This is a genomic window from Fulvivirga ulvae, from assembly GCF_021389975.1.
GTDB lineage: Bacteria > Bacteroidota > Bacteroidia > Cytophagales > Cyclobacteriaceae > Fulvivirga > Fulvivirga ulvae.
In genome coordinates this window covers 5,365,257-5,377,681 of record NZ_CP089981.1, presented here as the reverse complement: position 1 = coordinate 5,377,681, position 12,425 = coordinate 5,365,257, and the positions used below count along the sequence as shown (strand labels likewise).

The window sequence follows — 12,425 nt, the reverse complement described above, 5'->3', positions numbered from 1 at the left end:
AGTCCTTATTTCATAATTTCTATCAGGTAGCCTCTGCTTTTTCCGTTCATAGAGATCCTCACCACGTATTGCCCGCGGGCCACGCCAGCAATATCCACCCTGTTGTCCAACCTGGATGTTTGTTGATAAAGGATTCTTTTTCCCGTCATATCAAATATTTCAACGAGGGCAACATCAACGCATGTGGTAAAGGTAAGGTTAAAGATACCGTCGCTCGGGTTGGGAAACACCTGGAAGCCAAGGTTGTCGCAGGCTAATTGCTCCGGGCCAATGGCTGTACTCGTGGCTTGCCGGCAGCCGTTGGTGTCTGTTACCTCTACAGTATATGTACCTGTTTCGAAAATCTCAATATCCTCTGAGCTGCTTATGGCATAGGTACTGTCATGTGACCATGTATAATCGTAAGGGGACTTTCCTCCCTGTACCATGAGGTCTATCATTTTATTACCTGACTCTTCTGAGGTGGTAATTTCGGTCTGTAAAGCCAATGCCTCAGGGTCTGTAAGCGTGATGGCCAGTTCCTCAGCACAACCTAAAGCATCAGTGGCAGAAAGTGTATAGACACCCGCTACCAATGCATACAAATCTTTATCAGCAGATAAATTGTTGCCGGATTCGTCCATCCATTGGTACTGGTACGGAGAAATTCCGCCTGAAACCGTGGTTTTAATAAAGCCGGTTTGAGACTGATAGCAAAGCGGGTGGCCCAGGGTATCTGTTTCAATGGCCAACCCGTTGGTTACGGCTACCTGAAAACTGCAGGTTGTGGTCTCTCCTATTGCATTGCTTGCTGTGTAGGTAACTGTAGTAGTACCTATGCCAAATGCATCACCGGGGTTATGGGTGGCAGTAATGGTAGTACCTGTACAACTGGTAGCAGGTGCCGCCCAGCCGACGGTAGCCTGGCAACCGGTTGTGCTGGTTATGGCGGTGATATCCGATGGACAGTTAAAAATCTGTAGTGGATCATACCCGATATTTATAACCAGAGAAAACTCACAACCACCGGTATCTCGTACCGTGACTGTATTATCGCCCGATGGCAACCCGGATTGGTCCTGGGCATCATCAAAATCCCCGGTGCCATCAACATCCCAGTCGAAAACGTAAGGTGCAGAACCTCCGGATACTGAAATAAAGGCTTGTCCGTCATACGCTCCATAGCATGAAGTATTGGAAGTGGTGATGAGCGAGGCATTCATTCCTCCTGTCACGGTTACATCAAAACTACATACTGTTGTACTTCCATCAGGGTGTGTGCCTGTATAAGTCACAGTAGTTGTACCCGGGGGAAAAGCATCACCACTGCTGTGTGTAGATGAAAGTGCGCTGCCACAGCTTATTATCGGAGCGGTCCAGCTGGCCACAGCAGAGCAGCCAGGTGCGGCTATGCTTATATCGGCCGGGCAATTGGTTATGGATACGGCAGGGGCTTCCACAATTACGGTAGCGTTGCAGACAGAGCTATTGCCTGCCAAATCGGTAACTGTTAACGTAACTGTGGTATTCCCGATATCCGAGCAATCAAATGTTTCCTGAGATATACCGAAGGTAAGATCGCTGGTAACGGAGCAATCATCCGTAGCACCACCATCCAGCATATCAGCGGTAATGGTGGCGTTCCCTAAGCCATCGAGAGGCACGGTGATATTCATGCAAACTATCACCGGTGGAGTCGCATCGTCACCGCCACCGTCCGTGATTGTCCATCCATCGGCGGCTATCATATTTGCACGTGCGCTTGCTCCGGCGCAATATTTACTGTTTCCGCCATGGAATGGTACACTGCTTTGAAGTGGCCATTCATTCCAGCCGTTGAGGAGGGCGTCATAGTTGGAAGTTGAAAGGGTAACATTGGCAAACATATTACCCATATCTGCAACCTTGCTTACCTCCCACGAGCCGATATTCTGATCAAATATGCCCGCATTCATAAACATGGCATTCATGGTGGTATCACTGCTCACATCCCACCCGGAGATGTCGTGATTAAAGGAAGCGGCACTGCGAAACATCTCGCTGGTATTGGCAACTTTGCCTGTATTCCAGCTGCCAAGATTCTGATTAAACACAGCTGTATAGCTAAACATACCGGCCATATTAGTAACATTACCCACATTCCACGAAGAAATATTGCCATTAAATACCGGCGTTTCCTTAAACATAGATGCCATGCTCTGTACATTAATTACATTCCAGCTGTCGAGGTGCTGGTTGAAGACTTTTGCCTGCCTGAACATTACGGACATATCAGTAACTTTACCTACATTCCACGCATCCAAAGGCCGGTTAAAAGCCTGGGCTGCAAAGAACATCTCTCTCATATCAGTAACAGCCCCTACATTCCATGCCTCCAGCGGCTGGTTATAAATATCGGTATGACTGAACATGCCCCTCATGCTTTGTACCTTGCTGACATTCCAGGTACTTAAGTCGCCATTAAAAGCATCAGCATTACTAAACATGTAGTTCATGGACAAGACATTGTCAACATCCCATGTACTTATATCCTGCTTGAAACTGGTGGCGGACTCAAACATAGAAGCCATATTGGTTACTTCCAGCACATCCCAGGTTGAAATATTTCCATCGAATAAGGTGGCCCCTTTAAACATAGCACCCATACTTGCAGCCGAACCGGTATTCCAGCTACTCAAATCCTGATTGAAAGAGATGGCATTTAGAAACATGTTTTCAAAACGCGTGACATTTCCAACATTCCAGTTATTCAAGGGTTGATCAAATGAAAAGCAATTGTGAAACATACCTCCCATGGTGATGATATTGCTTACGTCCCAATGATTAAGGTTGGTATTCATGCTTTGGCAATTGAGAAACATACCCTGAGTACTGGTAACCTGGGAAAGGTCGGGAGCATCAGTGGCCGAAATGGTCATGTTGATGCAGCCATCAAAAGCCTCCAGCATGTTTTTCCACTCTATATCACCCCATTGCACAATATCCAGAAGCTTCTCTTTATCTCCGCCATGCTCGAAGCGGATATAGGGGAAATCACCTTTGATCCTGATCGTATAGGTGCCTGCCACGCCAAAATCATGAGTAACCTCACCGGTAAGGCCAAATTCGTCGTACACACCATCATTGTCCCAATCCACATCATAGTTGAACGAACCTGCTCCAAGCTTTAAATAGATCGAGGTGCCATTGGAAACTCCGTGATTATCGGTTTTCCAGGTGGTGATAAAAGGGGCCTGTGCTTTTGCCGTGCTTATGGCTGAGAGCGTAACGGCGATAAAAAAAATGATTCGCTTGCTGAAATATATCATCCTTAAAAAATGAGATTACTATTTAATAACAGTTGAGTCACAAAATATACCACCCATAGGTTTCTCATGTTATTAATGAAGGGGTTGTATAAAAGGTGACCCTTAGGAGTATGATAGTTCTCCAAGGGTTAGAACCCAGGAGAACTAAAATTCAGGATGAGGTAGCCCTCTCAGATGTCTTTTACATATATAAATTCATTTGAATACTTAGCATGGGCCTCCATTGCAGGTATTTTGATCTGAGTAATTGCAACAGTGTCCTGTTCCGGCAGATATACAATCATCATCACATGATTTTAGTCCATTCTTGCAGGTTGCGCACCAGGTCATTTCACAACTTTGAAAACTGTCAATAGGCGCACCACCCTGAATGGTTTTCTGGTTAGCGGGGATTTCTGTAACAAAGCTCTTTACTTTGAGGTTGGTTAAGGTCAATTTTGTTTTTTTCATAGCTGTGGTTTTTACATTCAAGATAATAAGCTATAAAAGCTGGGTCAATACCTAACCTTGGGCATTTTGCCCATTAAAAATTTCAAATAGCTAAAGTGAAAAAGGCAAAGACCTACCCTGATGGTTCAATTTCCGAGGGTAATGATCAAATCAGACAGCCCGGAATCAGTAGTATAAATAACGCCAACCTCATTCATAAAAGTGGTTTCCGGGTTATTGAGTTGCAGCGTTTCTCCCCGGGCATCAGAGACGTGTAAGCCCAACTCTTCGAAAAACAATCGTGTAGCCGCATAGTCCCAGATGCTGCCCCCTCCTTTCGGTCTCTTGGGAAATTTGAAATAACAGCCTGTACCTGAGGTCATCACGCCTAAAGCATTTCTGACTGACCCAAAGCCAGTGTGGTATTGGATCCCGGTGTTTTGATGGGCTGCCCATTCATTTAACCGATCTGTTGCTGATTTATAGTACACATCATCTCGCAGGCTTCTGTCGGAGTAAACATGGATTATATCATTTTTACCACCCTTCTCGCGGACAAAGGATTTGTCGTTTAACCATACGCCATCTCCTTTAACTGAAGTATAGCACTCAGCCAGGTCGGGCACATACACCACACCAATTACAGGATCTCCTGAATTAGCAATCAGCGCGATTGAAACGGCATAACCCGTCCTTTTCTCGGTAAAGGGCAAAGTACCGTCCATTGGGTCTATGCACCAGAAATATGCCTTTTCCAGTCTGGACTGATCATCAATGGCTTCTTCGGTCAGCAGGCCTAAGTTATGGGCTTCCAGACTGCTATGCAGATGCCTTAGGATAATTTCCTGTGCTTTTTCATCTATTTCTGTCACTACCTGCGAAGCGAGGGAATTGCCCCCTTTCTTATGTTTTTTGGCATAACTTCGGTCAAACTGCGATTGAATATATTTGCCGGCATCTAGGGCAGCGGTGCTTGCCATCTGGCAAAGCGCTTTCAATTCCTTTTCTGAGAGTATCATTTAATGGTTAATTCGTCAATTACCTGCTGTGTGAGTTTTTTGCTATAATCGTGCATCTTCCAGTGTCCGGGTCTCCAGCCATCCAGAAACCGGTAAAAATCTGCCCAGGCATAGGCATATAGTTCGCGCCACTCCTTTTTAATTTCCTGATAATCAACATGGTTACCCATTGCTGTTTCAAGTTGCTGAAAGTAATGATTAAGCAGTTCATCTTCATACTTTTCACAATCAACTTCATCGAAGCAACTGCTGATCAGGTAAGCAACGTCTTTCATGCCACATCCTCTGCCTACATACTGAAAGTCTACTGCTGCCACCTTACCGGATTGGCCAAAGCAGAAATTGGCCAGTTTGGCATCACCGTGAACGAGCGTTTGGTATCTGGCATTTTTAAGCCTGGCATCTATGCCTTTTGCAGCGTGTTTTAGAGGTATATTCTGCATGCGCTCCCACTCATCGGGCCGAGTATCCAGATGCCAGTAAGTACCCACCGGCCATAACCCCTGAGGTGCCACACCTATAAACCGGGCATGAAAATGAGCCAGCCAGCTAAGGCAGCTCCTGGCATCTCCCAAACTAACATTATCCGGTTCCCGGCGAATATGAAATCCTTTGGCATTCAGGTCCTCCATGATCAGCAGCAGTTCGTTTCCCGCCTCCAGGGCATGATAGCCATGCGGAACTTTGCAGGAGGCATTGGTCATCTGCCCTGCAAACTCCTGGTACCACATCCTTTCCACTTCATATGATCTAAGCTTCCGCTGATGTGACAGGGGTGTGTTCCATCCTCCGGGGTGCCGGCCGGTATCAGGGAATTGAATGTGCTTGACAATTACGCTTGGATATTCACCACCGGCTAAGAAATAGCGTTTAATCTCTCCGTAACCACTCCAGAGCGTTTGCACTGATTCCGTCCGGATAATCGCTGAAGCCCCGGTCGTTGTTAATATTTCCTTGTTTAGTTCCAGCATACGGGTTCAAAGCTGTTCTTTTTTAGCGGGATAGACAAGTATTAGTCTTTGGTCGGGAGATATGAGTATTGAGTGATTGCTGATAAGTTTGGTAAAGCCGCGATTTAAGTTACCGGCGAAAACCCGGAATATCTGAATTGACTTTAGCATTGTTATAAAATCTTAGTATTTTATGACTGCAAATGTTTAAAAATTCAGACATGGAAACACACGAGGTATTCAATCAAAGTCCGATCCTTGAAAATATAAACCTTTTCGAAATAGATAAGCCGCTTCAACACATATTGCAGCAGGCTTCTGTTGAGTGGGGGCTGTCGCAGGTAAGTGATTATGGCAGAACCATGGGTACCAGACAAATGATTGAAAATGGTAAGCTGGCCAATAAATATACCCCCGTTTTTGAAACACATAATGCCCGGGGTTTCAGAACTGACGAAGTGGATTTTCATCCGGCCTATCATGAACTCATGACCCAGGGTATAAAGCATGGGGTGCACGCTCTTCCCTGGTCTGAACGTAAACCGGGAAGTCACTTACTTAGAATGGCATTATTTTACCTGCACGGTCAAAATGAGGCCGGTACCTGTTGCCCTATCACCATGACATTCTCGTGTATTCCTGCCATCCAAAAGCATCTTCCAACGGCAGCAGAATGGATTCCTAAAATACTCTCGAGAGCGTACGATCCTTCTAACCGACCCTATTTTGAAAAACAAGGGCTGACCATAGGCATGGCCATGACTGAAAAACAAGGTGGCTCTGATGTAAGGGCAAATACTACACAGGCAAAGCCTGTAGGCAAAAATGGTACGGGAGAGCTGTACCAGCTTACAGGACATAAGTGGTTTTGCTCGGCTCCCATGAGTGACGCTTTTTTAACACTTGCGCAAACTACGCAGGGTATTTCCTGCTTTTTGCTCCCCAGGTGGCTTCCTGATGGCTCTAAGAATAACTTTCGCATTCAGCGGCTGAAGGATAAGCTCGGAAATCGTTCCAATGCTTCTTCCGAAATTGAATTTGATGGCGCACAAGCCTGGCTGATGGGTGAAGAAGGCAGAGGTGTATCTGTTATTCTGGAAATGGTTGCTCTTACCCGGTACGATTGTATGATTGGTTCTGCTGCACTGATGCGCAGGGGACTAACGGAGGTGCTACATCATATCCAGCACAGGAAAGCTTTCGGCAGCTTACTCGTAGACCAGCCTTTGATGCAAAATGTAGTCGCGGATCTGTGCCTGGAATCGGAAGCAGCTTTAGCGATGGCGTATCGAACCGCAGTTTGCCTGGAAAATGGTGCAAAAGAAGAAGAACAGCTATTGTTGCGATTATTAACTCCTGTAGGAAAATACTGGCTTACCAAACGTACTATCCCCTTTATGGGTGAAGCGATGGAATGCCTTGGCGGAAATGGCTATGTAGAAAGTGGTGTGTTACCACGATTGTACCGTGAAGCCCCTGTAAACGCCATATGGGAAGGCAGTGGTAATGTACAGTGCCTTGACGTAATGCGCGCCATTGCCAGGTCACCCGCAACCCTGGACGCCTTAATCAGTGAATTGGAATCTGCCAAAGGAAATTTCACCATCTATGATAGTTTTATTGACAAGTTAAGCTCCAGATCAGGGCAGTTATCTGAAGGCCAGGCACGGCATTTTGTAGAACAGTTGGCCAAAGCGGCACAGGCATCAGCACTCATAAAAATGGGGCGTGAGGATATGACAGAAGCCTATTGCCAATCCAGGCTTACAGAAAACTCAACAGGATGGATGTTTGGCAGTCTTCCTGAAGCTGTTGATAGTAAAGGGATTGTTCAGGAATATTTGTTTTGAGGTTTGCAAGTTTGAAAAATTTATCAATCACCAAATACTGTGATTACTGGTTTAAATAACCCTGGACTCAGAATACAAGTCATATGCTGCCACGAGTACTTCCCTGCTGTTCAGGGTTTTCTGTTTTGCATAATCATTTAGCTGATCCCTGTTTTCTACATATACAGGTTGATAGTCTGTTTCAAGTTCGTCCCAAATGATCAGCAGATAATGGTAGCTGAGCTTGCTCTGCCGACCATTTTCTAACCAGGTATCAAAGGTTTCTTCATCAAGTGATTTGGGAAAGTCAGCACCATCGAACATAGAGAAGTTGTTTTTAGTATGGTTCCGCAATTTAGACAACTGGATATGGCTAAGCAAATCAAATTAACTGGGGAAATTTTTAATAGACATCATCGTGTTTGCGCCGAGCTGTTTGTGATAGTTTAATCAATACTTTTCTCTGATTATTTTAATTGGGAGGATAGGCAGTTTAATTCCAAAGAATATGTAATAATACTCAGCGCTTGGGTTATACATACCATTTAATGAAAGTGGTATAAAAGTGGTTTCCCAGGTCAGTTCCAGACCTATCAGGTGATCATAGTTAAAAAGAGGCAGCATATAAGTCGGACCCAGGCTAATTACACTTGAATTGTTCCATGTGCCCACTGCAGCGGTAAGCAATACATATGAAGTAAACCCTCCCTGCAGGTTAATGAAAGTATAGCTGGCGCTGATATCATAAAGTACCTTTTGCCTGAAAAATCTTGTATCCAAACCTATAGGGAACATTTGGGTACCTGCTGCCCGGTCTTTTGCAAAAATTTCATAACCGCTGTAGAAATTAATATGAGTGCCTATATAAGTTTTTGTAGGGGCACTCAAAAATGGCAAAAATTCACTCTGCTGTGTGCTGTCTTTTTGTCCATAGCTATAGCAGCATATCAATAAAAGCATTGTAATTAAATGTATTAACTTCATCTTTTTCTTTTCTTAGAATATCACCTATTATCTGCATAGACCTTAAACTTGAAGCTCTAAAATCTTCTTTACTCACCGGAAATCCGATTAACATATTGCTAAGATGCTGGCTGCATGTATCCAGGCTATTGATCAACTTAAGATCTGTCCCGGTATCTAAGGGATTCAGGTATAAATAAGCATAATATTGAGATCGGTTAAGTTCCTTGACGAGTTTAATCAGGCTATCTTGCTGTGTTTCAGTCCTTCCTGCCGGATTAATTGAAATTTCAGTATCAATCCTTGATAAAATTTCTGCCATGCTTTTTAAAGTGGCAAATCTTTCATCATAGTAGGATAGCTTATATTTGCGAACATCCTGAATATATTGATTATAGGAGTATTGAAACAGCCCTACTATTACACCAAAGATTGAAACCAGAATAGGTAATAGTTTAAGCAAGTATTCCCAGAAGCTACTACCGGCTTGTTTATTATTTTCAGGTGGTCGGTTACGCCGGAAACCCTGCACTGTTTTTAGCCGGTCAATCTGTAATCGGTTCAATTTTATATTTATAATTTGTGCGGGCAATTTCTTCCATCAAAAAGACAGTATTATTATAAATAAAACACTGTTTGAATTCCCAGCCTTCTAACCTGATCAGTACAAGGTTGGTTCTTGGGTTAAGAGAGATGTTCCAATTACTTTGCGAGCTTTCTCCTTTTGTGAAGTGATGAAGATTGTTCTCCTGCTGCTCAGGAGAGTCAAACTTGGAACTGTCGTAATTAACTGATTCCAGAGAGGCCCTGTAGAACCTTTGTACCTTCCATGCCCGGTTAGGAAGTAATTCTTCCAGTTCTCTGCATGCTTTATTTTGGTTGCTTTGACCATGCAATGAACCACTGACTATTGTTAGGGTGATGAAAAAAGCAAGAGCTTTCATATCAACTAATTGAAAGGTTAGCAGGAGATAAGCTATGAATTTATTCACGATTTGTCAATACCCAATCTTGGGTATTTTTCCCCTAAAAGAGTGGTAGAAAGCTAATTAAAATTAAAAATAAAATGATTAAAATGTAATTCCTGCAACTCCTGTTTTTCAGAAATTGAACAGGGGTAGCTATCCGGTGTAGTAATCTTGGGCTCTTATCTGCCGGCCGGAGAGTATCACATGTTCCAGAGAACATTGCGATAGGTCAGTCAATTGGTTAGAGTTCGCCCTGTCCTTGCTCATGTTACTTTTTGCCGTGCAATCATAAAGGGCTGATTATAATAACGCTTGCCGGTAGCTTTATACAGTGCATTGGCGAGAGCTCCTACCACAGGCGGAAATGGTGGTTCCCCCAGTCCCGTAGGGTCAATATTGTTTTGTACAAAGTGGACTTCGATATCTCTGGGAGCGTTGTGGTTTCTGATCAGCTTATACTTGTCAAAGTTCTGCTGTTCTGGTTTTCCGTCTTTAAAAGTCATGGCGCTGTACAGCGAATGCCCGATGGCATCTACCGTACCACCTTCCATCATATTGGTGGCTGCAACAGGATTGACGACTATACCACAATCAGCAGTACAATAGACCTTTTCAATAACGGGAGTATCGTTTTCCATAACCAGATCCACCACATGCGCCACATAGCTGTTATGACAGTAATATGCACCTACGCCTCTGCTCTTACCCATAGCAGTTTTGCCCCAGCCGGATTTGTCTCGTACCAGTTTGAGCACTCCGGCATAGCGTTCAGGATCATAATCATTATTGCTGCCTACAGGCTTCTTACCTGCCCTTTCGAGAAGCTCCAGCCTGAATGCGATGGGGTCTTTACCTGCCGCTTCTGCCACCTCATCCAGAAACGCCTGTTCCACACCACCCATAAAGTTGGATCTGGGAGCTCTCCATGCTCCAGTGGTAATATTTGATGGTGTCTCCCATGTTTCTGCCAGATAATTATCCACAGCTCCGGCAGGAAACCGATTTTCAAAGAGCGGACTTTCCGGTATCCCACCTGCCCTTACGTGGAAACCGATAAGGTTATTGTTTGCATCGAGGGCTGCTCTGTAGTAAGCGTGATAGGCAGGCCTGTAGTTGCCAAAGGTCATGTCATCTTCTCTGGTATAAATGAGCTTTACAGGAGCTTTTAATTTTTGAGAAATTACTGCAGCTTCTACAAGGAAGTGTCCGTAAAGCCTCCTTCCAAACCCACCACCCATACGGGTCATATGTATATCGACCTTATCCAGCGGCATACCCAATCGTTCAGCCACGGTTTTCTCCATAAATTCCGGAGTTTGTACCGGTCCCACAAGCTCAGCTTTTTCTGATGTTACATTGGCAAAGAAATTCATGGGCTCCATGGTATTGTGTGCCAGAAAAGGTGCAGTATAGGTTCTTTCTATAACTTTTGTAGCTTCCTTGAAGACCCTTTCAGGGTCACCATCTTTGCGGGCCACCTTAGCCGTGGCCAAACCATTTTCTTTGAGTTTGATAAAGTGCTCCTCAGAGCTTTCCAGTCCGGCAGGTACCTCCCGGGTCTCTTCCTGGCCGCTATAACTTTTAAATTTTACGGCATAAGCATCAAATTTCTGCCATTGTACCTCTACTGCTTTCCGGGCTTTCATCACCTGCCATGTACTTTTACCCACTACTACCACCAGTTCAGGAAAAGCTGATGTATCAAACGGGCCTTGTATATAATCATCTTTATAAGCATTAATGGTGAATACATCTGTAATACCAGGCATACTCATAGCTTTTGATTTGTCAAAGCTCTTCAGCTTCATGCCAAAAGCCGGAGGGTGTATAGTCATGGCTATCAGCATCCCTTCACGCTTGTAATCCAAACCAAAAAGAGGTTTGCCGGTAATTATCTCATGTGCATCGACATTACCTTTTGAAGTGCTGATGATATTAAAATCTCTTGTATTTTTGAGTTGTACCTCATCGGGTACCTTTATTTTTGAAGCGGCAGATGCCAATTCTCCATAACCAGCTTTTTTGCCACTTTTCTTATGGTGAATCATGCTGTTGCCGGCTGTGATTTCACTGACCGGAACCCCCCATTTTTTTGCGGCGGCTTCTTTGAGCATATGTTTTGCAGTGGCTCCCGCCATTCTCAAGCCTTTCCATCCCTGCATAATAGACCTGCTACCCCCTGCCAGTTGTCTGGTGTACAGGGTAGTGTTTAACGGAGCCTGCTCTACTTTTACTGATTCCCAGTTCACATCCAGTTCTTCTGCCACGATCATCGGCATGGATGTCTTTACATTTTGCCCGATTTCCGGATTGGGAGAAAAAATAGTTACTTCTCCTGTAGTGGCGATTTTTATAAATCCGTTGAGCCTGAAAGCCTTTTCAATAGCTTCGGGGGTACTTTTACCTGCCAGTGATGGTATCCAACTGAACTGCAACATGAGACCTGCCCCACCGGCTGCAGTTACTTTCAAAAAGGACCTTCTGTTAAAATGTGTTTTTACTGAAGCCATACTACATTTCTTTTGCTGCTGTTTTTATTGCTCTGTTTATACGTATGTAGGTGCCACATCGACAGATGTTACCATTCATGGCCCTCCTGATCTCCGCATCAGTAGGGTCAGGATTTTGCGACAGCAATGAGGCAGCACTCATGATCTGACCAGCCTGACAATACCCACATTGGGGTACATCATGCTCGATCCATGCCTTTTGTACAGGGTGATCGCCATTCTTTGACAGCCCTTCGATGGTTGTTACTTCCTTATCACCTATTATACTGACCGGTAATGTGCAGGCTCTTACCGCGTTCCCCTCTATGTGAACAGTACATGCACCACATTGCGCAACACCACATCCGAATTTTGTGCCTGTCAAATCCAGGTTGTCCCTGAGTATCCATAGCAATGGAGTATCTGGCTCTGCGTCTACTTTGTGCAGTGTGCCATTTACTTTAATGTTAAATAGTGCCATAATCAGTTTT

11 protein-coding genes are annotated in these 12,425 nt (G+C 44.4%); 1 reads left to right on the top strand and 10 read right to left on the bottom strand.

The window, feature by feature from the left end:
• Positions 1–5: 5 nt before the first annotated feature.
• The 4 genes from LVD17_RS22665 to LVD17_RS22650 all read right to left on the bottom strand — a co-directional run bounded on the left by LVD17_RS22665 (position 6) and on the right by LVD17_RS22650 (position 5,706).
• Positions 6–3,287 (bottom strand): BspA family leucine-rich repeat surface protein, encoded by a 3,282-nt coding sequence (locus tag LVD17_RS22665; RefSeq protein ID WP_233761590.1) that lies wholly within the window; start codon positions 3,285–3,287, stop codon positions 6–8.
• Between the two features lie 207 nt (positions 3,288–3,494).
• A complete protein-coding gene (locus LVD17_RS22660; protein WP_233761588.1) occupies positions 3,495–3,737 on the bottom strand; it encodes a pinensin family lanthipeptide in 243 nt (80 codons plus the stop codon).
• A gap of 125 nt (positions 3,738–3,862) precedes the next feature.
• Complete coding sequence (locus LVD17_RS22655) at positions 3,863–4,735, bottom strand: 3'(2'),5'-bisphosphate nucleotidase CysQ family protein (RefSeq protein WP_233761586.1); 873 nt, start codon at positions 4,733–4,735, stop codon at positions 3,863–3,865.
• The gene (locus tag LVD17_RS22650; RefSeq protein ID WP_233761583.1) at positions 4,732–5,706 is read right to left on the bottom strand and encodes a phosphotransferase; all 975 of its coding nucleotides are present in this window, start codon (positions 5,704–5,706) and stop codon (positions 4,732–4,734) included. Before LVD17_RS22650 ends, LVD17_RS22655 begins: the two co-directional genes overlap by 4 nt.
• Positions 5,707–5,906: 200 nt before the next feature.
• Here LVD17_RS22650 and LVD17_RS22645 point away from each other — a divergent pair, with 200 nt between their 5' ends.
• Positions 5,907–7,535, top strand: a complete 1,629-nt coding sequence (locus tag LVD17_RS22645) for an isovaleryl-CoA dehydrogenase (RefSeq protein ID WP_233761581.1) — start codon at positions 5,907–5,909, stop codon at positions 7,533–7,535.
• Positions 7,536–7,586: 51 nt separating this feature from the next.
• Here the strand turns inward: LVD17_RS22645 and LVD17_RS22640 are convergent, their stop codons facing one another.
• The 6 genes from LVD17_RS22640 to LVD17_RS22615 form a co-directional block, all read right to left on the bottom strand.
• Positions 7,587–7,838, bottom strand: coding sequence for a hypothetical protein (locus LVD17_RS22640; RefSeq protein WP_233767983.1), 252 nt, complete (start codon positions 7,836–7,838; stop codon positions 7,587–7,589).
• 126 nt (positions 7,839–7,964) lie between these two features.
• Positions 7,965–8,474, bottom strand: coding sequence for a hypothetical protein (locus LVD17_RS22635; protein ID WP_233761579.1), 510 nt, complete (start codon positions 8,472–8,474; stop codon positions 7,965–7,967).
• Positions 8,449–9,042 (bottom strand): hypothetical protein, encoded by a 594-nt coding sequence (locus LVD17_RS22630; RefSeq protein WP_233761577.1) that lies wholly within the window; start codon positions 9,040–9,042, stop codon positions 8,449–8,451. The genes LVD17_RS22635 and LVD17_RS22630 overlap by 26 nt, the downstream gene beginning before the upstream one ends.
• Positions 9,023–9,421, bottom strand: coding sequence for a hypothetical protein (locus LVD17_RS22625; RefSeq protein WP_233761576.1), 399 nt, complete (start codon positions 9,419–9,421; stop codon positions 9,023–9,025). Before LVD17_RS22625 ends, LVD17_RS22630 begins: the two co-directional genes overlap by 20 nt.
• 287 nt (positions 9,422–9,708) lie before the next feature.
• On the bottom strand, positions 9,709–11,955 hold the full coding sequence (locus LVD17_RS22620; RefSeq protein WP_233761574.1) for a molybdopterin cofactor-binding domain-containing protein: 2,247 nt from the start codon (positions 11,953–11,955) through the stop codon (positions 9,709–9,711).
• Between the two features lies 1 nt (position 11,956).
• Positions 11,957–12,415, bottom strand: coding sequence for a (2Fe-2S)-binding protein (locus LVD17_RS22615; protein WP_233761572.1), 459 nt, complete (start codon positions 12,413–12,415; stop codon positions 11,957–11,959).
• Positions 12,416–12,425 lie beyond the last annotated feature (10 nt).